The 24979-nt window shown below is 56.0% G+C and carries 22 protein-coding genes and 2 tRNA genes; 2 read left to right on the forward strand and 22 right to left on the reverse strand.

From position 1 onward, the window contains the following. Positions 1 to 12 precede the first annotated feature (12 nt). Together nlpI and pnp are read right to left on the reverse strand one after the other, a co-directional pair. Positions 13 to 924, reverse strand: a complete 912-nt coding sequence (gene nlpI, locus ABEA08_RS03590) for a lipoprotein NlpI (RefSeq protein WP_345333397.1) — start codon at positions 922 to 924, stop codon at positions 13 to 15. A 94-nt stretch (positions 925 to 1018) separates the two neighbouring features. Then, positions 1019 to 3115 carry a polyribonucleotide nucleotidyltransferase gene (gene pnp / locus ABEA08_RS03595; protein ID WP_345333398.1) on the reverse strand — a complete coding sequence of 699 codons (2097 nt, stop codon included), beginning with the start codon at positions 3113 to 3115 and terminating at the stop codon, positions 1019 to 1021. A 217-nt stretch (positions 3116 to 3332) separates the two neighbouring features. Between pnp and ABEA08_RS03600 the strand changes: the two genes are divergently transcribed. After that, complete coding sequence (locus ABEA08_RS03600) at positions 3333 to 3608, forward strand: hypothetical protein (protein ID WP_345333399.1); 276 nt, start codon at positions 3333 to 3335, stop codon at positions 3606 to 3608. A gap of 57 nt (positions 3609 to 3665) precedes the next feature. Here ABEA08_RS03600 and rpsO read toward each other — a convergent pair whose 3' ends face one another. The 14 genes from rpsO to rlmE form a co-directional block, all read right to left on the reverse strand. Continuing rightward, positions 3666 to 3935 (reverse strand): 30S ribosomal protein S15, encoded by a 270-nt coding sequence (gene rpsO, locus ABEA08_RS03605; RefSeq protein WP_345333401.1) that lies wholly within the window; start codon positions 3933 to 3935, stop codon positions 3666 to 3668. Between the two features lie 93 nt (positions 3936 to 4028). Next, positions 4029 to 4973, reverse strand: a complete 945-nt coding sequence (gene truB / locus ABEA08_RS03610) for a tRNA pseudouridine(55) synthase TruB (protein ID WP_345333403.1) — start codon at positions 4971 to 4973, stop codon at positions 4029 to 4031. Further along, complete coding sequence (gene rbfA, locus ABEA08_RS03615; RefSeq protein WP_345333405.1) at positions 4973 to 5386, reverse strand: 30S ribosome-binding factor RbfA; 414 nt, start codon at positions 5384 to 5386, stop codon at positions 4973 to 4975. Before rbfA ends, truB begins: the two co-directional genes overlap by 1 nt. A gap of 102 nt (positions 5387 to 5488) precedes the next feature. After that, entirely contained in the window at positions 5489 to 8164 is a 2676-nt protein-coding gene (gene infB, locus ABEA08_RS03620; RefSeq protein ID WP_345333407.1) for a translation initiation factor IF-2, read from the reverse strand. Positions 8165 to 8192: 28 nt separating this feature from the next. Beyond that, positions 8193 to 9695 carry a transcription termination factor NusA gene (gene nusA, locus ABEA08_RS03625; protein ID WP_345333409.1) on the reverse strand — a complete coding sequence of 501 codons (1503 nt, stop codon included), beginning with the start codon at positions 9693 to 9695 and terminating at the stop codon, positions 8193 to 8195. 24 nt (positions 9696 to 9719) lie between these two features. Continuing rightward, on the reverse strand, positions 9720 to 10175 hold the full coding sequence (rimP, locus tag ABEA08_RS03630; RefSeq protein ID WP_345333411.1) for a ribosome maturation factor RimP: 456 nt from the start codon (positions 10173 to 10175) through the stop codon (positions 9720 to 9722). A 287-nt stretch (positions 10176 to 10462) separates the two neighbouring features. Continuing rightward, positions 10463 to 10539, reverse strand: a tRNA-Met gene (locus ABEA08_RS03635). 47 nt (positions 10540 to 10586) lie between these two features. Continuing rightward, a tRNA-Leu gene (locus tag ABEA08_RS03640) sits at positions 10587 to 10672 on the reverse strand. A gap of 31 nt (positions 10673 to 10703) precedes the next feature. Next, on the reverse strand, positions 10704 to 11030 hold the full coding sequence (gene secG, locus ABEA08_RS03645) for a preprotein translocase subunit SecG (RefSeq protein ID WP_345333413.1): 327 nt from the start codon (positions 11028 to 11030) through the stop codon (positions 10704 to 10706). Positions 11031 to 11037: 7 nt separating this feature from the next. Beyond that, on the reverse strand, positions 11038 to 11820 hold the full coding sequence (tpiA, locus tag ABEA08_RS03650; RefSeq protein ID WP_345333415.1) for a triose-phosphate isomerase: 783 nt from the start codon (positions 11818 to 11820) through the stop codon (positions 11038 to 11040). 155 nt (positions 11821 to 11975) lie between these two features. Then, positions 11976 to 12791 carry a phosphohexomutase domain-containing protein gene (locus tag ABEA08_RS03655; RefSeq protein WP_345333417.1) on the reverse strand — a complete coding sequence of 272 codons (816 nt, stop codon included), beginning with the start codon at positions 12789 to 12791 and terminating at the stop codon, positions 11976 to 11978. A 54-nt stretch (positions 12792 to 12845) separates the two neighbouring features. Further along, entirely contained in the window at positions 12846 to 13679 is an 834-nt protein-coding gene (gene folP / locus ABEA08_RS03660; RefSeq protein ID WP_345333419.1) for a dihydropteroate synthase, read from the reverse strand. Between the two features lie 60 nt (positions 13680 to 13739). Further along, a complete protein-coding gene (gene ftsH, locus ABEA08_RS03665) occupies positions 13740 to 15701 on the reverse strand; it encodes an ATP-dependent zinc metalloprotease FtsH (RefSeq protein WP_425557321.1) in 1962 nt (653 codons plus the stop codon). A gap of 41 nt (positions 15702 to 15742) precedes the next feature. Then, a complete protein-coding gene (gene rlmE / locus ABEA08_RS03670) occupies positions 15743 to 16372 on the reverse strand; it encodes a 23S rRNA (uridine(2552)-2'-O)-methyltransferase RlmE (RefSeq protein ID WP_345333423.1) in 630 nt (209 codons plus the stop codon). Between the two features lie 124 nt (positions 16373 to 16496). Here rlmE and yhbY point away from each other — a divergent pair, with 124 nt between their 5' ends. Continuing rightward, positions 16497 to 16799, forward strand: a complete 303-nt coding sequence (gene yhbY, locus ABEA08_RS03675) for a ribosome assembly RNA-binding protein YhbY (RefSeq protein WP_345333425.1) — start codon at positions 16497 to 16499, stop codon at positions 16797 to 16799. Between the two features lie 91 nt (positions 16800 to 16890). Here the strand turns inward: yhbY and greA are convergent, their stop codons facing one another. The 6 genes from greA to ABEA08_RS03705 form a co-directional block, all read right to left on the reverse strand. Then, positions 16891 to 17367, reverse strand: coding sequence for a transcription elongation factor GreA (greA, locus tag ABEA08_RS03680; RefSeq protein WP_345333427.1), 477 nt, complete (start codon positions 17365 to 17367; stop codon positions 16891 to 16893). A 190-nt stretch (positions 17368 to 17557) separates the two neighbouring features. Continuing rightward, positions 17558 to 20779 carry a carbamoyl-phosphate synthase large subunit gene (carB, locus tag ABEA08_RS03685; RefSeq protein WP_345333429.1) on the reverse strand — a complete coding sequence of 1074 codons (3222 nt, stop codon included), beginning with the start codon at positions 20777 to 20779 and terminating at the stop codon, positions 17558 to 17560. 19 nt (positions 20780 to 20798) lie between these two features. Next, entirely contained in the window at positions 20799 to 21941 is a 1143-nt protein-coding gene (gene carA / locus ABEA08_RS03690; protein ID WP_345333431.1) for a glutamine-hydrolyzing carbamoyl-phosphate synthase small subunit, read from the reverse strand. 183 nt (positions 21942 to 22124) lie between these two features. Continuing rightward, positions 22125 to 22964, reverse strand: coding sequence for a 4-hydroxy-tetrahydrodipicolinate reductase (gene dapB / locus ABEA08_RS03695; protein WP_425557322.1), 840 nt, complete (start codon positions 22962 to 22964; stop codon positions 22125 to 22127). Between the two features lie 206 nt (positions 22965 to 23170). Further along, positions 23171 to 23782: a BamJ family beta-barrel-assembly machinery protein gene (bamJ, locus tag ABEA08_RS03700; protein WP_345333433.1), complete on the reverse strand. Its 612-nt coding sequence runs from the start codon at positions 23780 to 23782 to the stop codon at positions 23171 to 23173. A 52-nt stretch (positions 23783 to 23834) separates the two neighbouring features. Then, positions 23835 to 24653: a M48 family metallopeptidase gene (locus ABEA08_RS03705; RefSeq protein ID WP_345333435.1), complete on the reverse strand. Its 819-nt coding sequence runs from the start codon at positions 24651 to 24653 to the stop codon at positions 23835 to 23837. Positions 24654 to 24979 lie beyond the last annotated feature (326 nt).

The following is a 24979-nucleotide window of genomic DNA, read 5'->3' on the forward strand; positions in this document are numbered from 1 at the left end:
ACATCGATGGGATCAGAAAGTTGGCGCGCGGTCTCGGGTACGAGCTTCGGCCTCAGCCATGGCGCTCTCGGCCACCTGACGCATCTCCATCAGGGCATAGCGATGCTCGACAAACTCATACACATTGGTCGCTAGCGCCAGCTTGTACAGGTTCATCGCCTTGCCATTGTCACCTTGCAGACGCGCTCGCTTGCCCAAATAGAAATAGGCTTCGCACAGGCGCTCGGCTAATTCGCCTTGCTGGCTCAGCCCCTCACGGCTGCTGGCCAACAGATCGCCCGCGCCGATCCGGCCCAAGAACAGATCCACTAGGCCGGTCGCCCAATTGTCCTCATCCATCCGAGTGCGGTGATCCGCCAGTTGGATCAGGGCTTGCTCAGAGTCCAGCTCCTGCTGCGCCAGATATAACCAGATAGCGCGATAGGGATCGCTGGGCTCTTCCAGCAAAAAGGTGGTCAGATCCTGGACCGCCAGATCGGCCCGTTCGCCGTAGTAAAGCGCGATCCCTCGATTGAGATAGGCAAAGGTAAATTCCGGATCCAACTCAAGCACGGCATCAAACGCCTGGTAAGCCTGATCGAACTCCATCGCCTGAGTAGCGTAGATCCCGATGAAGTTATACACATCGGTATAATCGGGCTGCAGCGATAACGCCTGATTAAAGTCGATCCGAGCCAGTGTGCGCAATCCCACCGCATCGTACCGAATGCCACGGTCATATAGGAAACGGGCGCGCTGTTGCTCGGTCAGATCCGGCACCTGCAACAATTCGCTGAGCTTGGCCAGTTGGATCTCAACCTGAGGATCCGCTTGTCGTGGCGTTGCCAGCAGCAACTGTGGCTCATAACCCACGCTCGATGGCTGAGTCGCACAACCGCCTAACAGCAAACCGGCGATCAACGCCGGTGCCAATAACTTCTTCATCGTCATTTCGGTCCTTTTGGCCTCAGGAAAACGAGTTCCCGCACCATCAAACAAAAAAGGAGAGCTAATGCTCTCCTTTTTACCACAGTTTGCCTTACTCGGCAGCAGGCTTAACCGCGGCTTCCTTCATGGACAGGCGGATACGGCCTTGGCGGTCAACTTCAACCACCTTGACGTCCACTTCCTGACCCATGCTCAGGTGATCAGCCACGTTGTTGACGCGCTCTTCACAGATCTGAGAGATGTGTACCAGACCGTCTTTACCTGGCAGGATGTTTACAAACGCACCGAAATCAACGATACGAACAACCTTACCTTTGTAGACACGACCCTCTTCCACATCCGCGGTGATCGCTTCGATGCGTGCGATCGCATCTTTCGCTGCCGCACCGTCGGTAGAAGCCACCTTCACGGTACCATCATCTTCGATCTCGATGGTGGTGCCGGTCTCTTCGGTCAATGCACGGATCACCGCACCACCTTTACCGATCACGTCGCGGATCTTGTCCGGGTTGATCTTGATGGTGGTGATTCGAGGTGCGTGGATAGACAGCTCGGTGCGGTGAGACGGCATCGCCTGATCCATCACAGCCAAGATGTGGTTACGCGCTTCGTTGGCCTGCTTCAGGGCGATCTGCATGATCTCCTGAGTGATGCCTTCGATCTTGATGTCCATCTGCAGCGCAGTGATACCACCTGTGGTACCGGCGACCTTAAAGTCCATGTCACCCAGGTGATCTTCGTCACCCAAGATATCGGTCAGAACCGCAAACTTGTCGCCATCCTTCACCAGACCCATGGCGATACCCGCCACAGAAGCCTTGATCGGCACACCGGCGTCCATCAGAGCCAAAGAGGTACCACATACGGAGGCCATGGAGGAGGAGCCGTTGGATTCGGTGATCTCAGAAACCACACGAACGGTGTACGGGAACTCTTCTGCGGTGGGCATTACGGCCTGAACACCGCGCTTCGCCAGTTTACCGTGGCCGATCTCACGACGCTTCGGTGAACCCATAAAGCCGGTCTCACCGACGCTGTATGGAGGGAAGTTGTAGTGCAGCATGAAGCGATCGGTACGCTCGCCGATCAGCTCATCGATGATCTGACCGTCACGCTCGGTACCCAGCGTCGCGGCAACCAGTGCCTGAGTCTCACCACGGGTAAACAGGGCCGAGCCGTGAGTACGTGGCAGAACGCCAGGCAGGACAGACAGGGCGCGAACCATCTTGGTGTCACGACCGTCAATGCGCGGCTCACCGGCGATGATACGGCGACGAACTACGGACTTTTCCAATGCACCCAGCAGGCCGGAGATCTCGGAACCATCTTGCTCAGGATCGGCAGCCAGGATCGCTTCTTTCGCCGCGGTCTTGGCCGCATTGATGGCGGCAACACGCTCAACCTTGTCGGTCACGCGGTAGGCATCGCCCAGGCTAGCTTCAGCCAACTCAGCCACTTTATCGGCCAGAGTCACGTTCTTCTCTGGCGCAGTCCAGTCCCAAGCCGGCTTGCCCGCTTCGGCCTTCAGCTCGTTGATCGCGTTGATCACGATCTGCTGAGCTTGGTGACCGTAAACCACAGCACCCAGCATCACTTCTTCAGACAGCACTTCGGCTTCGGATTCCACCATCAGAACCGCGCCTTCGGTACCGGCAACAACCAGATCCAGCTTAGACTCTTTCAGCTCCTCAACGGATGGGTTGAGCAGGTACTCGCCATCTTGATAGCCAACACGAGCACAGCCGATAGGACCGTTAAACGGCACGCCGGACAGAGACAGCGCCGCAGACGCACCGATCATCGCGACCACATCTGGAGAAACGGCCGGCTCAACGGAAACAACGGTAGCAACCACCTGGACTTCGTTCATGAAGCCTTTCGGGAACAGAGGGCGGATCGGACGGTCGATCAAACGCGCGGTCAGAGTCTCGCTTTCAGCAGGACGACCTTCACGCTTAAAGAAGCCACCCGGGATCTTACCGGCTGCATAAGTCTTTTCCTGGTAGTTCACGGTCAGCGGGAAAAAGTCCTGACCCGGCTGAACGGTTTTCTTACCGACCACGGTAACCAATACCGTGGTGTCGCCCATGCTGGCCAGAACGGCGGCATCGGCTTGACGGGCGATAACACCGGTTTCCAGGGTTACGGTATGTTTACCGTAGGGAAAGCTCTTAATGACAGGATTCACTAGCTGTTTCCTTTAATCTATTTTCGTCTTGAAATTCGCTCGTTAGTATACTGCAAAGCCGACCGAAAGACAGAGCAGCTCAGCGAATTGTTTGCCGATAAGATCCAAAGGATCGCCCCAAAAAACCGAAGCTTCATTGACCGTTTCGCGCTCGCTAGGCCAACTTGAATTGCTGCTCCGACTCGCTCCCACCACCGCCAAACGAAAGGGCCAACCGATGCACTCAGACCCAGACAAAATGCTTAAAAAGCACCAACAGCTCACTCACTCAGAAGGCGTTAAGGTGGCCTCCCATACGCAGCGCGAGAGCGGTGACTGGGTATTACACACCTTAATGCTGGAGGGGCATGATGTCCCCTTCAAGTTCCGCCGCCCCAAAGGCTACCAGTCACTCAAGGGCCAACGGGTTAACCTGACCTATTACGCTGCGACAGAATCGGTTGCCGGCTTTGAGATGGAGATCATGAAGGTGGTGCGGATCAAGCGCAGCTAGTGGTCCGAGACGAAAAAAGGGAGCCCTAAGGCTCCCTTTTTCAAAACTTGGTGCGACTTAGCGACGCAGACCCAGCTTGGCGATCAGCTCTTGGTAACGAGCTACATCTTTACGCTTCAAGTAGTCCAGCAGCTTACGACGCTGAGCAACCATGCGCAGCAGACCGCGACGGCTGTGGTGGTCGTGGATGTGCTGCTTGAAGTGGCCTTGCAGGTGGTTGATCTGAGCGGTGTGCAGGGCAACCTGTACTTCAGGGGTACCGGTGTCGTTTTCACCACGACCGAACTCAGCAACGATCTTCGCTTTAGCTTCTGCGCTTAGTGACATAGTCATCTCTCCAAAAAATAAGTAAATCGATCTTGAGCCGATCACTAACTCAGCTCAAGAGGCGGGGCAGTATAACGGCTCTGCCCCTTGGCCTCAAGCGTCTTGAAACACCACCAGGCGCTTCGGAGCCACCAGACCGTCATCATCGATCTGACCGATGCCAGCGAAGGTCTTCGCCTCGCCAATGGTCAGACGCACCAAACCATCGAGTGGTGCCCCCGGCACTTGCACCGGCTGGCCCTGCATCAAGTAACTGGCCACCACATCGGTCATGTTGACCTCAGGCAGTGAGCCTACCGCGGTATCCATCGGCAACAAGAACGGATCCAAAAACGTTTTTGGTGCCACCTCTTGCTGCTCGGCCTCAGTCAGCAATTGCTGGAGCTGCTCCAACGTCACCATACGCTCTGCGGGGTAACCGGCCACCTGCGTGCGACGCAAGACTTTGACGTGTGCGCCACAGCCCAACAGCTCACCCAGATCATCGGTGATAGTGCGGATGTAGGTGCCTTTGGACACATGAATGTCCAACTCCACCTCATCGCCTTCGAATCGCAGCAGGTTGAGCTCGAATACGGTGATCGGACGCGCTTCACGCGGCACCTCGATCCCCTCGCGGGCATACTTGTACAGCGGCTGGCCCTGGTATTTGAGCGCCGAGTACATCGACGGCACCTGCATGGTGTCACCCCGGAAGGTGTCCAGCGCGGCATTGAGCTGCTCTGCGGTCACGTTAACCGGACGCTCTGACACCACTTCGCCGTCGGCATCAGAAGTATCGGTACGCACGCCCAGTTTGGCGACCACGGTGTAACGCTTGTCGGAATCCAGCAGGAATTGGGAAAACTTGGTGGCCTCGCCCAAACAGATCGGCAGCATCCCGGTCGCCAGTGGATCCAATGCCCCGGTGTGACCCGCTTTGTTGGCATTGTAGATCCGCTTGACCTTCTGCAGCGCATCGTTCGAGGACAGCCCTTGCGGTTTATCCAGCAGCAGCACACCGTCGATCAGACGGCCACGATTACGACGACGACCCATTACTCACCCGCCTCGCCGTTTTCATCTTCGCCCGTGCCGTGCTTCTCGGCTTTGGCATCGTCTTCCGCACGCACCTTAGAAACTAGGCTGGCCATACGGATCCCTTCGACCAGGGATTTATCGTATTGGAAGCGGATCTCCGGCATCACCCGCAGCTTGAGGCGAGAGGCCAACAAGGTGCGGATCATCGGCGCCAGCTCGATCAGCGCCTCCAGTTGCTTCTTCACTTCGTCCGCGTCGTCATTCAAAAAGGTGACAAACACCTTGGCGTAACCCATATCGCGGGACACTTCGACTTCATTGACCGTGACCATACCAAGGCGGTCATCACGGATCTCACGCATCATCACCATCGCCAGCTCACGCTGAAGCTGCTGACCAACACGTTTGGTTCGACTGAATTCTCTAGCCATTATCTTCTCTACCAAAAAGAGGGGCGCATGGCCCCTCTTGATATCAGTGGCGCTCAATCGCCGTTGGACCGAGTGCCCCTGTTATTTGATGTTCCGCTGCGATTACAGGGAGCGCTTCACTTCAACGGTTTCGAACACTTCGATCTGGTCACCGACCTTCACATCATTGTAGTTCTTAACGCCGATACCACACTCCATGCCGTTACGCACTTCCTGCAGATCGTCTTTGAAGCGGCGCAGGGATTCCAGCTCGCCTTCGTAGATCACCACGTTTTCACGCAGAACACGGATAGGCGCGTTACGCTTAACCACACCCTCGGTCACCATACAACCCGCGACCGCACCGATCTTCGGTGACTTAAATACTTCACGTACCTGAGCCAGACCAATGATCTCCTGCTTGAACTCAGGCGCCAGCATACCGCTCATCGCCTGTTTCACTTCGTCGATCAGATCGTAGATCACGCTATAGTAACGCAGATCCAAGTTCTCATTGTCGACCATACGACGGGCCACGGCATCGGCACGGACGTTGAAGCCAACCAAGATCGCGTTGGACGCGGCAGCCAAAGACGCATCGGTCTCGGTCAAACCACCCACACCACGACCAATGATGTTCACCTTCACTTCGTCGGTGGACAGCTTGCTCAGGGAGTCGGCGATCGCTTCCAAAGAGCCCTGTACGTCGGCTTTCAGTACCACGTTCAACTCGGACACATCGCCTGCGGTCATGTTGGTGAACATGTTCTCCAACTTGGCCTTCTGCTGACGCGCCAACTTCACTTCGCGGAACTTGCCTTGACGATGCAGAGCAACCTCACGGGCCTTCTTCTCGTCACGAACCACAGTGGCTTCGTCACCGGCCGCCGGTACACCGGACAGACCCAAGATCTCAACCGGGATGGATGGACCCGCTTCGTCAATCTCTTTGCCGTTTTCGTCACGCATGGCACGAACACGGCCGTACTCCAGGCCACACAGAACGATATCACCGCGACGCAAGGTACCTTCCTGAACCAGAACCGACGCAACTGGGCCGCGACCTTTATCCAAACGGGACTCGATCACAACGCCATGGGCCATGCCCTCTTTACGCGCGGTCAGTTCCAGTACTTCAGATTGCAGGATGATGCCTTCCAGCAGCTCATCAACGCCCTGACCGGTCTTGGCCGAAACGTGAGCGAACATGTGCTCGCCGCCCCAATCTTCTGGGATCACGCCGTGCTGAGACAGCTCGTTCTTAACACGGTCCAGATCGATGTCTTCTTTATCGACCTTGTTCACCGCGATCACCAGCGGCACTTCAGCCGCTTTGGCGTGCTGGATCGCTTCGATGGTTTGTGGCATCACACCATCGTCCGCGGCAACAACCAGAACCACAATATCGGTGGCCTTGGCGCCACGGGCACGCATGCTAGTAAAGGCGGCGTGTCCAGGGGTGTCCAGGAAGGTGATGCTGCCGTCGCCAACCGCTACGTGGTAAGCACCGATGTGCTGGGTAATGCCACCCGCTTCACCGGAAGCCACTTTCGCGCGACGGATGTAATCCAGCAAAGAGGTCTTACCGTGGTCAACGTGGCCCATGATGGTCACAACCGGCGCACGGTGAACGGTTTCCGCCGTGGTGTCACGATCGGACATCACCGCATCTTCCATCTCGTTGTCGTTACGCAGAACCACTTTGTGGCCCAGCTCTTCGGCAACAACCTGAGCGGTCTCCTGATCGATCACCTGGTTGATGGTCACCATGGAGCCCATCTTCATCATCGCTTTGATGATCTCAGTCGCTTTGATGGCCATCTTGTTAGCCAACTCTGCCACTGTGATGGTCTCGCCGATCACAACATCACGTACCACCTTCTCAGCCGGCTTCTGGAAACCGTGCTGCATAGAGGATGGTGCGTTCACACCACGCTTGTTACGACCACCACGGCCACCACGACGGTCGTTACGACCACCGCGCGCGTTGCGATCATTGTTGCCCGCAGGCTTCTTCTTACGACGAGGGCCGCTGCGCTCGGCTTTCGCGTCCTGCTGATCTTCAGCAGCACGAGCCGTAACAGAAGTGGTCACGTGATAGTCAGCGTTCTTTTCCTGTTCCTTGCGCTTGGCATCTTCTTCCGCCCAGCGCTGGGCATTCTCTTCGGCCAGCTTCTTGGCCTCTTCGGCCTTCTCAATGGCCAACTGTTCCGCTTTCCGTGCCGCTTCTGCTTCTTGCGCTTTTAACAATGCTTCTGCCTCTTCTTTGGCTTTCTGTTCTTGCGCAACGGTTGCCGGCTCTTTTACCGATTCGGTCTGACGCTTAGCCGCTTCCGCCGCTTCGCGTTTTGCCTTCTCTTCCGCCGCACGCTTGGCCTTCTGTTCGGCTTCACGGCGAGCTTGCTCTTCCGCTTGACGCTTGGCATCAGCCTCGCGCTTCGCGTTCTCTTCGGCCTCACGGCGAGCTTGCTCTTCCGCTTCCTGCTTGGCCTGTTCATCCACTGCACTGCGCTTCACGTAGGTGCGTTTTTTGCGCACCTCAACCTGAACCGCTTTACTCTTACCACCGCTTCCCGCTACGTTCAGCGTGGAGCGAGTCTTACGTTGCAACGTCATGCGGGTCGGCTCAGCCTTGCCACCGTGCTGCTCAGCCAGATGGTTCAGCAAGGTTTGCTGCTCCGCCTGACTGACGCTGTCGCCAGCGGATTTCTTGATACCAGCCTCGTTAAATTGGGCTAGCAGTCGGTCAACGGGTTTGCCAACTTCCTCAGCAAGCGATTGAATCGTTTTATCTGACATTATCCTTATATCCTCTGTTGACCGATGTTTATGCTTCGTCGCTGAACCAGCAAATGTTACGCGCGGCCATGATCAGCTCGCCCGCTTTCTCGTCGTTCAGCTCTTCGATGTCCGTAAGATCGTCAATGCCTTGATCGGCCAGATCTTCCAGAGTCACAACACCGCGACTTGCCAATACAAATGCCAAGTGACGCTCCAAACCTTCCAGCGCAAGCAGATCTTCTGCCGGCTCAGCACCATCCAGCGCTTCTTCCGAAGCCAGTGCCTTGGTGGTCAGGGCGCTCTTCGCACGCTCACGCAACTGTTCAACGGTCTCTTCATCCAAACCGTCGATCTCCAGCAGCTCAGCCACTGGTACGTAAGCGATCTCTTCTAAACTGGTGAAACCTTCCTCGACCAAGACGGAAGCGAACTCCTCATCGATGTCCAGGCCTTCAACAAAGACCGACAAGGTCTTGGCAGATTCGGCTTCGTGTTTCGCCGCCAGATCTTCTGTGGTCATCACGTTCAGTTCCCACTCAGTCACCTGAGAGGCCAAACGTACGTTCTGACCATTACGACCGATGGCTTGGGCCAAGCTGTCTTTCTCAACCGCGACGTCCATCGACTTGTTGTCTTCATCCATCACAATGGAGGAAACATCGGCTGGCGCCATCGCGTTGATCACGTACTGAGCTTCGTTGTCGTTCCACAGAACGATATCGATACGCTCGCCGCCCAGTTCGCCAGACACAGCCTGAACACGCGCGCCGCGCATGCCGACACAGGCACCCACAGGATCGATACGCTTGTCATTCGACTTAACGGCGATCTTAGCGCGAGAACCCGGATCGCGGGCCGCACCCATGATCTCGATCATCTCTTCACCGATCTCTGGCACCTCGATGCGGAACAACTCGATCAGCATCTCGGCGCGTGAGCGGCTCAGGAACAGCTGGGAGCCACGGGACTCCAGACGGACCGAATGCAGCAGAGCTCGGATCCGGTCACCCGGACGGAAGTTCTCACGTGGCAACATCTCTTCACGGAACAGGATAGCGTCCGCATTGTTGCCCAGATCAACGATGACAGAATCACGGTTAACCTTTTTCACCACGCCGGTGACCAACTCACCTTCGCGATCTTTAAACTGCTCAACAACTTGAGCGCGCTCAGCTTCACGTACTTTTTGTACGATAACCTGCTTGGCCGTCTGGGTCGTGATACGGTCAAAGACAACAGATTCGATCTGCTCTTCAACGAAGTCACCCACCTCGATGGATTCATCCTCTTCCATCGCACGCGCGGAAGACAGGTAAACCTGGCGAGTTGGAAACTCCATCTCGGTATCGTCTTCGATCACTTCCCAACGACGGAAGGTATCGTACTCACCGGTACGCTGATCGATGCATACGCGAGCATCAATCTCTAATTCTTGCTTTTTCTTGGTCGCGGTGGCGAGGGCAATTTCTAGCGCCTCGAAAATTTTCTCACGCGGTACCGCTTTCTCGTTAGATACCGCCTCGGCTACCGCCAGGATTTCTTTGCTCATGTCAGCCTCGTTTCACCCTGAAACTTAAAATTTAGGAACCAGATGGGATTTTTGGATGTTCGACAACATCATCATCTGATCTTTGCCTTCACTACGTAAGGTGATGACTTCACCGTCTACGGCGGCGATCTCTCCACGCCACTTACGTTTGCCGTCCATTGGCATATTCAGCACCAGAATCGCTTCGGAGCCGAGATATTTTTGATAATGCTGGGCAGTGAACAGCGGGCGATCCATCCCGGGAGACGAGACTTCCAAATTGTATTCAGTGCTGATCGGATCTTCTACATCCAATACCGCACTGGCCTGACGGCTCACTTCCGCACAGGCTTCCACTGTAATGCCATCTTCATGGTCAATAAAAAGACGCAACACGGAGTGGTTGCCAGCTCGCACATATTGCAAGCCCCAGAGCTCATAGCCCAGAGCCTCAACCGGCTCAGCCAGCATCTCAGTCAGGCGTTGTTCTATCGTCGCCATGGGATCACCCCTATAAACAAAAAAAGGGCATAACGCCCATTCACCCGACTATCTAGGATAGTCAAACCCCAAGAGACAGATAACAAAAAGCCCCGGTTTTAAACGGGGCTTAAAGTTCGCTGTACCCTGTTTGAAGCCATCGGCTTCGGTAGGTTTCCCTACCACCGTCTCCGCCACGGTTTTTGGTCTAACGACCGGACTAAGCCACGGAGCGATATCGAGCTGGGCAAGCAGACAAGATACCGGCAAATACCGATTGGAGACAAACATCTCAACAATCAGGAAATTGGTTGCGGGGGCCGGATTTGAACCGACGACCTTCGGGTTATGAGCCCGACGAGCTACCAAGCTGCTCCACCCCGCGTCAATTTCGGCGACACTATACCACTGGGATATAGATGACGCAATGTTTGGTGCCGTGAGCGGGACTTGAACCCGCACGAGCATAGCTCACCACCCCCTCAAGATGGCGTGTCTACCAATTCCACCACCACGGCAAAAACTGTTGTCTTTAGGCCTGACTTAGGCTTAGTTCGGCACGTCGCTAGCAGCGGGTACGTCACTTGGTTGAGTTTGCTCAACCACTGGAACATCGATCTGGTTCCAATCATCGCTTGGCTGTGCGCTGTTCGCGGTCATACGACCCAGCAGCAGGCTCAATACGAAAAACACGGTAGCCAATACGGCAGTCGTGCGGGTCAGGAAGTTACCTGAACCTGAGGAGCCAAACAGCGTTGCTGAAGCACCGGCACCGAAAGAGGCACCCATACCCGCTCCTTTACCTTGTTGAATAAGCACCAGGCCAATAATCGCCAACGCCACCAACAAGTAAACAACCATTAATACTTCAAACATCTTTCACTCATTCCGCCTGTGAAGCGATGCGGCACAGCGTTACAAATTCGCTGGCATTTAAGCTCGCACCACCAACCAAACCACCATCGACATCCGGTTGGGTAAACAGGTCCGCCGCGTTACTCGGCTTGACGCTGCCACCGTACAAGATACGAATCTTTTCTCCCTCGTAAGGGGATAGTGCCGACAACCGTTGACGTAAGTAAGCATGTACCTCCTGAGCTTGCTCAGGGGTTGCGCTCTTACCCGTACCGATAGCCCATAAGGGTTCGTAGGCAAGGACCGCATTATCAAACGCCATGATCCCGACTTTGTCGAGCACCGCATCCAGCTCACCGGCCAACACTTCGAAGGTTCGGTTTGCTTGGCGCGCTGCCAAGGATTCTCCGACACAAAGGATGGGGGTTAATCCCATCTTCTGCGCCATGGCGAATTTTTCTGCCACCATGTCGCTGGTCTCTCCGTACATACGACGGCGCTCGGAGTGACCGATGATAACATATTTACAGCCAAACTCTTTCAGCATGCCGCCGGAGATCTCCCCGGTATAAGCGCCAAACTCTTGATGACTCAAGTTTTGACCCCCAAGATGCAGTGAGCATCCCGACAACGTCTGACTAGCGGCTTCCAGCTTTCGCTGTATGTTATCCAGGTAAACGCTGGGAGGGCATAGCACCACATCTGGCGAACCACCAGAAATTCGTGAAAACTTCTGAATCAGCTCTTGCGCCAACTGCAGACTACCGGCCATCTTCCAATTAGCCGCGACCAAAGGTCGTCTCGTCGCCATAAACGTCTCCTGTGAAAGCGAGCGAGATAATATCTAACTGACTTTGCTGTGACAAGAGCCAATGTCATCATCTCTGCTCAACCGCTGATTCTTTACTCAGCTTAGGTAAAAAGTCGACGATCCTGAGGCAAAATACGCAAGATCGTCGTCCTCACTTAGCGCTGCAGATGCCGGGACAACTCAGCCAATGCCTCGACCATACCATCCCGACAATGAAGCTGCTCATCTTTCCAATGATCCGCGATCACCATGCCGCAATCATTCAGTAAAACAAACCCCGAGCCTTCGCTGTTCAGTCCCAAAGCAAACTGCACCGATCGGGTTGCCATCGCATCCGCCAAGGAGGCTTCAACCTGCACCAAACTCTGGTTATTAATATTAAAGCCGTTGGGATCACCCCGGCGTAGCGTCACTTGGGCGCCCAGCTCAGTCAAGACCTTTGGCGCCACCTTATGGCAAGCCCCATGGGCGGTATCCACCAGGACACCTATGCCTTTAAGCGCCACGCCGGCGCTAAACCGTGATTTACAGTACTCGACGTAGCGCCCCACCGCGTCGGTGATCTTGGTGGCCTTGCCCAGCCGATCAGAGCTGACACACATCAGCGGCTGATCGAGCTGAGGCTCCACTGCCTGGCGTTGCTCGGTGCTGTAGGGGGCGCCATTGCCATCGAATAGGGTGAGATCGCTATAGGGGTGTGGCATGTTCGCCGCTCCGATCATCACCCCGGCATCGGCATGAAAGGTGCGGGTCAAATAACGCAAGCCGGGCTCTGGCAAGGAGCTCGCCAACAGCACATCCGCTCCGGACGCGCTGAGGCCCGCCTGCAGGGCCGCCTCCAACATATAGCTACTTTGGCGCGGATCTTTAGCCAGAACAACCAAAGGGCGTTCGGACTCGAGTGCCCGGCCCAGGCACGCCCCCAAACGCATGGCATACAGAGGGTGCAACCCGCCGACCGCAACAGCCATAGCATCCGTGACTCTCAGGCTCTCCCCCATACGCTCCCTCGCTATAGCTCAGATCTATCGAAAGGCCTCGGTTTGACGCCAAACGGTCAAGGCATCTTGCGTTGCCTGCACATCATGCACCCGCACGATCTCGGCACCTTGCTGCGCCGCCAATAAGGCTCCCGTGACACTGCCCACCATACGCCCTTCAACGCCACGCTCCAACAGTTGACCGATCATCGACTTACGCGACAAGCCGATCAATAAAGGCCGCTGGTGATCCGCCAACCGATCCAATCGTGCCAACAACTGATAGTTATGCTCTAGCGTCTTGCCAAAGCCAAAGCCAGGATCCAGCACCAATCGCTCCGGCGCGATCCCAACCGCAGCACACGCGTCGATCCGCTGCTGGAAAAAACCATTCACCTCCGCAAACAGATCATCATACTTGGGAGCATGCTGCATGGTCCTGGGCTGACCTTGCATGTGCATCAAGCAGATCGCCGCGTCGCCACTGGCCGCTGCGGACAACGCCCCTGGCTCCTGCAAGGCGCGCACGTCGTTGATCATCCCGGCCCCGGCCGCGACGGCCTGGCGCATCACCTCGGCCTTGGAGGTATCGATCGAGATCACCACATCCAACTCAGCGGCGATCCGCTCGATCACCGGTAGGGTACGCGCCAACTCCAGCTCTAACGCCACGTCCGCCGCGCCTGGTCGGGTGGACTCCCCTCCCACGTCGATCAACGTCGCCCCGGCCGCCACCATGGCGCGCGCTTGCATCAAGGCCGCATCGAGCGCCTGATGGCGACCGCCATCGGAGAACGAGTCCGGGGTTACATTGAGGATCCCCATGATCTGCGTCTGGGTCAGATCCAGAGTCCGTTTGCCACAAACAAGTTGCATCATATTTCCTTGGTCTTACAAAAAAGCCCCGCACTGCGGGGCTTAATAGCAAAGCATAAACGCTTATTTTACCGGAGCCTGCTCACCGTCAGAAGACAGCTCATCTGGGCTGGTGGTTTCGACATCGGCTTCTTTCACCTCAGCCTCGGCCTTAGCGGAGCCATCGCCATCACCGGAGTTAGGACGATCACTGCTGTCCCAATCCGCGGGTGGGCGAACATCGGTGCGAGCCATGAGATCGTCGATCTGGCGTGCATCAATGGTCTCGTACTTCATCAGCGCATCGGTCATGGAATGGAGAATGTCCATGTTATCGACCAGATGCTGACGCGCACGCTGATAGTTGCGATCGATAAACTCTTTGATCTCTTCGTCGATCAGCTTCGCAGTCTCGCCCGACATGTGGCTGGCTTTCGCCATCGAGCGACCCAAGAACACCTCACCGTCATCTTCGGCGTAGTTCATCGGCCCCAGCTTTTCAGACAGGCCCCACTGAGTCACCATCTTACGGGCGATGTCAGTCGCACGCTCGATGTCGTTCGAGGCACCTGTGGTCACCTTGTCATCGCCGTAGATCAATTGCTCGGCGATCCGACCACCATACAAGCTGGAGATCATGGACTCCAGATGCTGCTTGGAGTGGCTCCAACGATCCTGCTCAGGCAGGTACATGGTCACGCCCAAGGCACGGCCACGTGGAATGATGGAAACCTTGTAAACCGGATCGTGCTCTGGCACCAAGCGACCCACAATGGCGTGGCCGGCTTCGTGGTAGGCGGTCATCCGCTTCTCATCTTCCGACATCACCATAGAGCGGCGCTCGGCACCCATCATGATCTTGTCTTTGGCCTTCTCAAACTCTTCCATGCTTACCAGTCGCTTGGAGGCACGCGCAGCAAACAGCGCCGCTTCGTTCACCAAGTTAGCCAGTTCCGCACCCGAGAAGCCTGGCGTACCGCGGGCGATCAATGAGGCATCAACCCCTTCACCCAGAGGCACCTTGCGCATATGAACGTTAAGGATCTGCTCCCGTCCGCGCACATCCGGCAAGCCAACCGTTACCTGACGGTCGAAACGACCGGGACGCAGCAACGCGGGATCCAGAACGTCTGGACGGTTGGTCGCGGCGATCACGATGATCCCCTCGTTGCCCTCAAAGCCGTCCATCTCAACCAGCATCTGGTTCAGGGTCTGCTCACGCTCATCGTGACCACCACCTAAACCCGCGCCACGCTGACGACCGACCGCATCGATCTCATCAATAAAGATGATGCACGGTGCAGACTTCTTCGCCTGTTCGAACATGTCACGAACACGGGAAGCACCCACACCCACAAACATCTCGACAAAGTCGGAGCCGGAAATAGTGAAAAACGGCACCTTGGCTTCGCCCGCAATCGCTTTGGCCAGCAAGGTCTTACCGGTACCCGGAGGACCAACCATCAGTACGCCGGTTGGGATCTTACCCCCCAGCTTCTGGAACTTAGTTGGATCACGCAGGTAGTCAACCAGTTCGCCCACTTCCTCTTTCGCTTCATCACAGCCCGCGACATCAGCAAAAGTGGTCTTGATCTGATCCTCACCCATCAGGCGAGCTTTGCTCTTGCCGAACGACATGGCACCTTTGCCACCGCCGCCCTGCATCTGCCGCATGAAGAAGATCCAAACCCCGATAAGCAACAGCATCGGGAACCAAGAGATGAAGATCTGAGCCAGCACGCTGGGCTGCTCCGGCGGCACACCTGTGACCTGAACGTTGCTGTTGAGCAACTCATTCAACAGATCTTTGTCGTAGACAGGCATGTAGGTAACGAATTTCTCGCCACCCCGTGTCGTGCCTCGGATCGTGACCGCATCGGGCTGGAATTCAACAGTGCTGACTTGCCCTGTTTCATAAGCCTCAACAAAGGTGTTGTAGCTCATGGCACTGTTATTGCCGGAACGCGGCGAATAACTTTGGAACACAGTCATCAGAACGACTGCGATCACCAGCCATAAGATCAAATTTTTCGCCATATCACTCAAGGTATGGAACCTCTCATATTCCTTGGTTTATTACAGCTAGCTTAACCTTTGTAACCGCTAGCCACAATGTAGACTTCCCGCGAACGGGCTCTCGAACTGTCCGGTTTGCGAATTTTTACGCTACGAAAGCGATTACGCACTTCCTGCAGGTATTGATCAAAGCCTTCGCCTTGGAAAACTTTCACCACAAACGCACCGTTCGGGGCCAATACCTGGTGGCACATATCAAAGGCCAACTCCACCAGATACATCGCCCGCGGCTGATCCACCGCTCCGGCACCGGAGAAATTCGGCGCCATATCCGACATCACTACATCCACTTTGGCATCACCGATACGGGTGAGCAATGCATTGAGGACATTTTCATCACGAAAATCACCTTCAAGGAAGTCGACGCCAGCGATTGGGTCCATCGGTAAAATATCACAGGCGATCACCTGGCCGTCCAAACCCACCTGTTCGGTTGCGTATTGAGACCAGCCACCCGGTGCCGCGCCCAGATCCACCACCGACATGCCGGGCTTCAGCAGTTTGTCTTTTTGCTGAATCTCTTCGAGCTTAAATATCGCCCGGGAGCGCAGCCCCTTTTTCTGTGCCTGCTTGACGTAGTGATCGTCAAAATGCTCTGTCAGCCAGCGCTTGGAACTGGCCGTGTGTTTTTTCTTGGTCATGCCAACTCGGCTTTCCTGATTAAAAACGGGATCGATACCATTATTATGGTAAGGATTAGTAATAAGACGTAGATGCGGCTAGAATACGCGGTTTTCAAGCCCACCAAGCCAAAAAGAGTGCCTGATGACTCAATTGACCACCAAACAAAAGCAGTACCTGAAAGGGCTGGCTCACGGCCTCAAGCCTGTGGTGATCCTCGGGGCCAATGGCCTGACCGAGGGCGTACTGGCTGAGATCGAGCTGGCGCTGGATCACCACGAGCTGATCAAAGTCAAAGCCTCCTCCGAGGACCGCGAAATGAAACGCGCCATCATGGACGCCATCGTTCGCGAAACCAAAGCGGTTGAAGTACAAACCATTGGTCATATCCAGGTGCTGTACCGCCCGTCTGAGAAGCGCAAAATCGAAGTGCCCAAAGCACGTTAATTTTCGCTGATAAAAAGCCGCCCAGTGGGCGGCTTTTTTCTATCCGCAACAAGCCCATCAACCATAGCCGGTCCTAAGGACCTGCGCCGGCTTAGATGTACTCGACCTTGATCACTTCGTATTCAATGTCGCCGCTCGGTGCTTTGACGATCACCGCATCGTCCAGCTCCTTGCCGATCATGGCACGGGCCACCGGTGAATTAACCGAGATCAGATTGTTCTTCAGATCAGCCTCATCATCGCCCACGATGCGGTAGGTCACCTCTTCGTCGGTGTCGACGTTGACCAAGGTCGCCGTCGCGCCAAAGATGATCTTGCCGTTGTTGGCCATCTTGGTGACATCAATGATCTGAGCCACGCCCAGCTTACCTTCGATATCACGCACACGCGCCTCGGTCATGCCCTGCTCTTCACGCGCCGCATGGTATTCCGCGTTTTCTTTCAGATCGCCCAGCTCACGGGCAGACGCGATGGCCGCAGTGATCGCCGGACGACGGGTAAACTTCAAATGTTCCAACTCTTCACGCAGCTGCTCAGCGCCGCGGACCGTCATAGGTACCTGACTCATAGTAGTTCTCTTTTCTCCGACAAATACCTGCCTGACCCAGCGGTTGCAAGGCCTCATCAGCAGGTAAGGGAAATGGTTTTCTCGATGTTGCCACAGATTGTAATAGCAAAACGCCGGCGGGTCATCCCGTCCGGCGTTTTGTTATCTTTGGTTAAGTCCGGCGTCAGCCGACGGAACCAAACACGGAGGCTTAGGCCAGGCTGCGCTTATGCAGTTCCTGAACAGAGGCCACCTTCTCACGATCGTCGGCCTTATAAGCCAGACAAGTCGCAAAGGCTGCGTTCATGGTGGTGGTGTAGTTCACCTTGTAACGCAGGGCACCGCGACGCAACTGACGGGAATCCTCAATCGCCTGACGACCTTCGGTCGTGTTCACGATGTAGGTGTATTCATCGTTCTTAATGCGATCCAGAATGTGAGGACGACCTTCGTGTACCTTGTTGACCAGACGAGGGTTAATGCCCGCTTCGCCCAGCGCAACGGCGGTACCGTGAGTCGCGTCCAACTCGTAGCCCAGATCAATCAGCTGGCGCGCCAGCTCTGCCACACGACGCTTATCGCCGTTACGGACAGACAGCAGTGCGCGGCCATCTTTTGGCACATCTTTGATCGCGCCCAGCTGCGCTTTGGCATAAGCTTCAGCGAAGGTATCACCCACGCCCATCACCTCACCGGTGGAACGCATTTCTGGCCCCAGCAGCGGATCGACACCCGGGAACTTGTTGAACGGCAGCACCACTTCCTTGACGGAGTAGTACGGCGGGATGATCTCTTTAGTAAAGCCTTGCTCTTTCAAAGAGGTCCCTGCCATCACACGGGCAGCGATCTTAGCAATTGGCGCGCCAATGGCTTTGGACACAAACGGCACAGTACGGGCAGCACGTGGGTTCACCTCGATCAGGTACACCTCGTTGTCTTTCACCGCGAACTGAATGTTCATCAGGCCCACGACGCCCAGCTCCAGTGCCAGCTTACGGCACTGCTCGCGCATCACGTCCTGAATGGCAGCACTCAGGGTGTACGGAGGCAGAGAACAACCGGAGTCACCGGAGTGAACCCCCGCCTGTTCGATGTGCTCCATGATCCCGCCGATCACCACGTCGGTACCATCACAGATAGCATCACAATCCACTTCGATGGCGTCATCCAGGAAGCGATCCAGCAGAACCGGCGACTCGTTGGAGACACTCACCGCTTCGTTGAAGTAGCGACGCAGATCCTGCTCATCGTAAACGATCTCCATGGCACGGCCGCCCAGGACATAGGACGGACGAACCACCAGCGGGTAACCGATCCGCTCGGCATCACGAACCGCCTGCTCAACCGTGGTGACTGTGCTGTTTTCCGGCTGCTTCAGACCCAGGCGCTCAACCGCTTGCTGGAAGCGCTCACGGTCTTCGGCACGGTCAATCGCATCCGGCGAAGTACCGATGATCGGCACACCAGCGGCTTCCAGGGCACGGGCCAGTTTCAGCGGCGTCTGGCCGCCGTACTGAACGATGACACCTTTAGGCTGCTCGACGCGAACGATCTCCAGCACGTCTTCCAGAGTAATGGACTCGAAGTACAGACGATCTGAGGTGTCGTAGTCGGTGGACACGGTTTCCGGGTTACAGTTGACCATGATGGTCTCGTAACCGTCTTCGCGCATCGCCAGTGCCGCATGCACACAGCAGTAATCAAACTCAATGCCCTGCCCGATACGGTTCGGGCCACCGCCGATCACCATGATCTTCTCTTTGTCCGAAGGATTCGCTTCACACTCATCTTCGTACGTGGAGTACATGTACGCGGTATCGGTGGAGAACTCGGCGGCACAGGTGTCCACCCGCTTGTACACAGGGAACAGCTCATGCTTGTGACGCAGTTTGCGCACTTCGCCTTCGGACACGCCGATCAGGCTCGCCAAACGCAAGTCGGAGAAGCCTTTACGCTTCAGGGTACGCAGGAAGTCGTAGCTCAGGCCGGCCATGCCGCCCTCTTTCACTTGCGCTTCCAGCTGAACCAGCTCTTCGATCTGCACCAAGAACCAACGGTCGATGTTGGTGATCTTGAAGATCTCATCCAGGGTCATGCCCGCACGGAACGCGTCGGCGATAAACCAAGGACGCTCACAACCACAATCTTGCAGTTCGTATCGGATCTTCGCCATCGCATCGGCGTCATCCAGATCCACCACGGGATCCAGGCCGGTCATGCCGGTTTCCAGACCACGCAGGGCCTTCTGGAAGGACTCCTGGAAGGTACGGCCGATGGCCATCACTTCGCCCACGGACTTCATCTGAGTGGTCAGACGGTCGTTGGAGCCGGCAAACTTCTCGAAGTTAAAGCGTGGGATCTTAGTGACCACGTAATCGATGGACGGCTCGAACGAGGCCGGGGTCGCGCCACCGGTGATGTCGTTCTGCAGCTCATCCAGGGTGAAACCGACGGCCAGCTTAGCGGCGATCTTGGCGATAGGGAAACCCGTCGCCTTCGACGCCAGGGCGGAGGAGCGAGAGACCCGTGGGTTCATCTCGATCAACACCATGCGACCATCTTTCGGGTTAATACCAAACTGAACGTTAGAGCCGCCGGTTTCCACGCCGATCTCACGCAGTACCGCCATGGAGGCGTTTCGCATCAGTTGGTATTCTTTGTCGGTCAGGGTCTGTGCCGGCGCCACGGTGATGGAGTCACCGGTGTGCACGCCCATAGGATCGAAGTTTTCGATCGCACAAACGATGATGCAGTTATCCGCCTTATCGCGGACCACTTCCATCTCGTATTCTTTCCAACCGATCAGGGATTCGTCGATCAGCAGCTCGTTGGTCGGGGACAGATCCAGACCACGGGTACAGATCTCTTCGAACTCCTCGCGGTTGTAAGCAATACCGCCGCCGCTGCCACCCATGGTGAAGGACGGACGGATGATGCAGGGGAAACCCACATCATCGAGGATGGCATTGGCTTCATCCATGGAGTGAGCAATGCCCGCTCGTGGGCATTCCAGACCAATGGATTTCATTGCCGCATCGAAGCGGGAACGATCTTCCGCTTTATCGATGGCATCGGCAGTCGCGCCGATCATCTCAACGCCAAACTCTTCCAGCACGCCCTTGGCTTCCAGCTCCAGCGCACAGTTCAGTGCAGTCTGGCCACCCATGGTCGGCAGCACCGCATCCGGGCGCTCTTTGGCGATGATGTTGCGAACCACTTCCCAGTGGATCGGCTCAATGTAGGTGGCGTCGGCCATCTCCGGATCAGTCATGATGGTGGCCGGGTTGGAGTTCACCAGGATGACGCGGTAGCCCTCTTCGCGCAGGGCTTTACAGGCCTGGGCACCGGAGTAGTCAAACTCACAGGCCTGGCCGATCACGATCGGGCCTGCGCCCAGGATCAGAATACTTTTAATGTCAGTACGTTTTGGCATCGTCTTCTTCTCTGTGCGCTTATTGAGCGGCCTTGAATTGATCCATCAGCTCGATGAAATGGTCGAACAGTGGCGCGGCGTCGTGCGGGCCTGGGCTCGCTTCCGGGTGTCCCTGGAAGGAGAAGGCCGGCTTGTCGGTACGATGGATCCCCTGCAGGGAACCATCAAACAGGCTCTTGTGCGTCGCACGCAAGCTGGACGGCAAGGTCTCTTCATCGACAGCAAAACCGTGGTTTTGCGCGGTGATCATCACCACATTACGATCCAGATCCTTCACCGGATGGTTACCGCCGTGGTGACCAAACTTCATCTTGACAGTCTGTGCACCGGAGGCCAGTGCCAACAACTGGTGCCCCAGACAAATGCCAAACACAGGGATCTCGGTCTTGAGGATCTCGGTGATCGCCTCGATGGCGTAGTCACATGGCTGAGGATCTCCCGGGCCATTCGACAAGAACATACCATCTGGCTTCATCGCCAGCACTTCAGATGCCGGGGTCTGCGCAGGAACGACGGTGACATCGACACCGCGATCCACCAGCATGCGCAGGATGTTCTGTTTCACGCCATAGTCGTAAGCGACCACTTTGTATTTCAACTCGGAAGCAGGCGTATCCGACGGCAAACCGCCCACCAATTGCCAAGAGCCGTTGCGCCAGTTGTAGGGCTTCGCAACCGTGACTTCCTTGGCCAGATCCATCCCTTTCAAGCCAGGAAACGCTTGTGCCGCTTCCAGCGCTTTCTCAACATTGTCTTCACCGGCAATGATGGCGCCATTTTGAGCGCCCTTCTCGCGCAGAATTCGAGTAAGCTTACGCGTATCAATATCGGCGATGCCGACAATGCCATGGCGCGTAAGGTAATCAGACAGGGATTCTTCATTGCGGAAGCTGGAGGCCAGTGCGGGGAGATCGCGGATAACTAGGCCTTGGGCATGGATCGCGTCGGATTCGACGTCTTCGGAGTTGGCACCGGTGTTGCCAATATGGGGGTAGGTAAGGGTGACGATCTGTCTAGAATAGGATGGATCAGTCAGGATCTCTTGATAGCCGGTCATAGAAGTGTTAAAAACGACTTCTCCGGATGACAAACCGTTCGCACCTATGGATTTACCACGGAAAACAGTCCCATCCTGGAGCACTAACAGGGCAGTTTTGTTCAACTTGACCTCCCACCAGATATAATTATAAGTTTTTGATTCTTTGCCACTTAAACATCATTCGAATGTGGACACATTCGTATTTTTGGCAAATTCCGCGCATTGTACCCGCAAAAGCTTCATTTGCCTACATTTCTTTAGCAAAAATTACGCAGTAAAAAGGCCCGCATATGCGAGCCTATCCCATCAGACTGGCTTAAAGCCCAAGACCTGCTGCATATCGTACAAGCCTGGCTCACGCTGCATCAACCACGACGATGCGCGCATTGCGCCATTGGCAAAGGTCATACGACTGGACGCCTTATGGGTGATCTCCAGACGCTCACCGATGTCAGCAAACAGCGCGGTGTGCTCACCGACAATGTCACCGGCACGGATGGTGGAAAAGGCGATGGTATCGCGATCACGTTCACCGGTGATCCCTTCACGACCGTAGATGGCGCATTCGTTCAGATCCTGCCCCAACTTGTCCGCGATCACCTCTCCCATCTTCAACGCTGTACCCGACGGTGCATCTTTCTTGAAGCGATGATGTCCTTCAATGATCTCGATATCGGTATAGCTTCCCATCACCTCCGCCGCCGTTTCCAACAGCTTGAACAGCAAGTTAACCCCTACCGCCATGTTCGGAGCTAGGATCACCGGAATGGCCTGAGCCGCCTGTGCGATCTCGGCCTTCTCCTCATCGGTGAACCCTGTGGTACCAATCACCATTGGCTTGTTGTTCTCCACACAATATTGCAAGAACCCCAAGCTGGACTTCGGCGAGGTAAAGTCGACCAATACGTCAAAATCATCGTTCACCAACGCAAGATCGCCTGTCAGCTTCACCGCAGCGTGGCCTCGAGCCACCAACTCGCCGGCATCACAACCGATCAAGGTCGAGCCAGGACGCTCTAAGGCTGCTCCGAGCTCCACTCCAGGGTGGGCTAATGCCGCCTCAATCAAAGTACGGCCCATACGGCCACTGGCACCAGTAACAGCTACGCGGATCGCTTCCACAATTATTCCCTCTCCAATTCGCATTGCGGCAACTATAAAGATTTTACTCGCAACCTTCTAATGATTTGATCATCCGAATGCCCACTCGATACGACTGCCCAATCAAAGAGCAGTATCGAAGACAGACCGGCTCGGGCTCATCGTTGCGCAACCAGCGACTCGATCCGCCCCAACCGCCCATAAAAAAAGGGAAGCCACTGGCTTCCCTTTTTTTCACAACCGGTTCCTGATCACAGGATCTCCAGCAGCTCCACTTCGAATACCAGAGCGGCAAACGGTGGGATCGCACCACCAGCACCCTGCTCGCCGTAGGCCAGGTTGTGCGGGATGTACAGCTTCACCTTGGTGCCTACTGGCATGGTTTGCAGTGCTTCAGTCCAACCGGCGATCACGCCGCCCACTGGGAAGTCCGCTGGCTGGCCACGCTCAACAGAGCTGTCGAACACACGACCGTCGGTGAAGGTACCGTGGTAGTGACAACGTACAGTGGACTCAGCCGTTGGCTTTTCGCCTTCGCCCTGAGTCAACACTTCGATCTGCAGACCAGACTCGGTTACCGTCACGTCGTCACGCTTGGCGTTTTCTGCCAGGAACGCATCACCTTCCGCCGCCGCTTCTTTCGCCTTGGCAGCCGCCGCTTCTTGCATACGCTGAGAGATCACAGCGAATGCTTCTTGCAGCTCTTCTTGTGCAACAGCGCTGTCCACGCCGTTCATGGCATCGGCCAGACCCGCTTGTACGGCGGCAATGTCTACGCCTTCAAAGCTCTGGCTAGACAGCTGCTCGCCCATTTGACGACCAACACCGTAGCTTACTTTCTGTTCAATAGAATCAAAAGTCATCAGACTGTCCCAAAATAAGGAGGTTACAAAGGCGCAGATTGTATCACCCTTTTTAGCCCGGAACCCGACAATTAGGCCGCTGGCCGCTGGCTTTTGCCTGATTGTAAAGCTGCCCCGCAGCACCCTGACGGCTTTGCAGATCGGCGATCCGACTCTGGCTGGAGGGGTGAGTCGACAACAGCTCAGGCGGCGCGCTACCAGAGGCCTTCGCCATGTTCTGCCACAGAGTTACCGCCGCGGCAGGATCAAACCCCGCCCTTGCCATCAACTCCAAGCCGATCACATCAGATTCGCTTTCCTGCTCACGCCCAAACGGCAGCAAGATCCCCACTTGAGCGCCCAAGCCTAATCCCGCCATGATCATATCGGAATTGGCCGTTCCGCTGGCCCCCAAGGCGATCTGCGCGATCTGCAGCCCAGCGTTGGTCATCTGCCCACGGGAGACCTGTTCGTTGCCGTGATCCGCCAAGACATGGCCGATCTCATGGCCCATCACAGCCGCCAACTGGTCCGGCGTCTGCGCCACCTCGAGCAAGCCGGTGTACACCCCGATATGACCGCCGGGCAACGCAAAGGCGTTGACCTGCTCCGACTCAAACACCACCACTTCCCAGGCTTCCACCTGCTGAGGATCGATCGCGGCAAGGTGTTGCGGCTGAGTCAGGGCATCGGCGATGCAGCGCACATAGGTGTTGATCTGGCGATTGGTCGACACCGTCTCCTGCTGCTTGATCTGCGCAAACGACTGCGCCCCCATTTGCCGCATATCGTCCGGCGAATACATCAACATCTGGCCCCGCCCGGTCGGCGAGTGCGCGGTACAAGCGGTCAGCCCAAATACAGCTAGGGCCATGATGAATGGACGCAACATACTGGCTCCCATATAAAAACGGATCTCCTTATCTCAAGGATAGGATATCCGCAGTCATTTGGCTGAGTGGACAAGGTACCTAGTTAACCCCCACCGACGCTCGACGCCGACGCTTGGGCAGCTGTCCCTACAGCCTGGCGATCTCGCCTGCTGGCATCACTCAGAGGAGCCTGCCGCATAATAGGGTGATCGTCATGGCGTACTAAATAACTGATCCTAATTGTGCTCCACTATCTGCAATCCATGACCACCACCCGGGAATGGTGAGGCGTTGTTCATGAAGTACTTCACCCGCCGGATCAGTTGCCACATGTGCTTGCATCGAT

Source organism: Ferrimonas pelagia (assembly GCF_039543565.1).
GTDB lineage: Bacteria > Pseudomonadota > Gammaproteobacteria > Enterobacterales > Shewanellaceae > Ferrimonas > Ferrimonas pelagia.

Bases quoted from the DNA above. Each gene is read 5' to 3' on its own strand.
- carB (WP_345333429.1), bottom strand. From the start codon at position 20,779: ATGCCAAAACGTACTGACATTAAAAGTATTCTGATCCTGGGCGCAGGC.
- ABEA08_RS03600 (WP_345333399.1), top strand. From the start codon at position 3,333: ATGCACTCAGACCCAGACAAAATGCTTAAAAAGCACCAACAGCTCACT.
- rpsO (WP_345333401.1), bottom strand. From the start codon at position 3,935: ATGTCACTAAGCGCAGAAGCTAAAGCGAAGATCGTTGCTGAGTTCGGT.
- tpiA (WP_345333415.1), bottom strand. From the start codon at position 11,820: ATGGCGACGAGACGACCTTTGGTCGCGGCTAATTGGAAGATGGCCGGT.
- infB (WP_345333407.1), bottom strand. From the start codon at position 8,164: ATGTCAGATAAAACGATTCAATCGCTTGCTGAGGAAGTTGGCAAACCC.
- ABEA08_RS03705 (WP_345333435.1), bottom strand. From the start codon at position 24,653: ATGTTGCGTCCATTCATCATGGCCCTAGCTGTATTTGGGCTGACCGCT.
- folP (WP_345333419.1), bottom strand. From the start codon at position 13,679: ATGATGCAACTTGTTTGTGGCAAACGGACTCTGGATCTGACCCAGACG.
- bamJ (WP_345333433.1), bottom strand. From the start codon at position 23,782: ATGACTTTTGATTCTATTGAACAGAAAGTAAGCTACGGTGTTGGTCGT.
- truB (WP_345333403.1), bottom strand. From the start codon at position 4,973: ATGGGTCGTCGTCGTAATCGTGGCCGTCTGATCGACGGTGTGCTGCTG.
- greA (WP_345333427.1), bottom strand. From the start codon at position 17,367: ATGAGTCAGGTACCTATGACGGTCCGCGGCGCTGAGCAGCTGCGTGAA.
- rbfA (WP_345333405.1), bottom strand. From the start codon at position 5,386: ATGGCTAGAGAATTCAGTCGAACCAAACGTGTTGGTCAGCAGCTTCAG.
- rlmE (WP_345333423.1), bottom strand. From the start codon at position 16,372: ATGACCAAGAAAAAACACACGGCCAGTTCCAAGCGCTGGCTGACAGAG.
- rimP (WP_345333411.1), bottom strand. From the start codon at position 10,175: ATGGCGACGATAGAACAACGCCTGACTGAGATGCTGGCTGAGCCGGTT.
- nusA (WP_345333409.1), bottom strand. From the start codon at position 9,695: ATGAGCAAAGAAATCCTGGCGGTAGCCGAGGCGGTATCTAACGAGAAA.
- secG (WP_345333413.1), bottom strand. From the start codon at position 11,030: ATGTTTGAAGTATTAATGGTTGTTTACTTGTTGGTGGCGTTGGCGATT.
- nlpI (WP_345333397.1), bottom strand. From the start codon at position 924: ATGAAGAAGTTATTGGCACCGGCGTTGATCGCCGGTTTGCTGTTAGGC.
- yhbY (WP_345333425.1), top strand. From the start codon at position 16,497: ATGACTCAATTGACCACCAAACAAAAGCAGTACCTGAAAGGGCTGGCT.
- dapB (WP_425557322.1), bottom strand. From the start codon at position 22,964: ATGCGAATTGGAGAGGGAATAATTGTGGAAGCGATCCGCGTAGCTGTT.
- ABEA08_RS03655 (WP_345333417.1), bottom strand. From the start codon at position 12,791: ATGGCTGTTGCGGTCGGCGGGTTGCACCCTCTGTATGCCATGCGTTTG.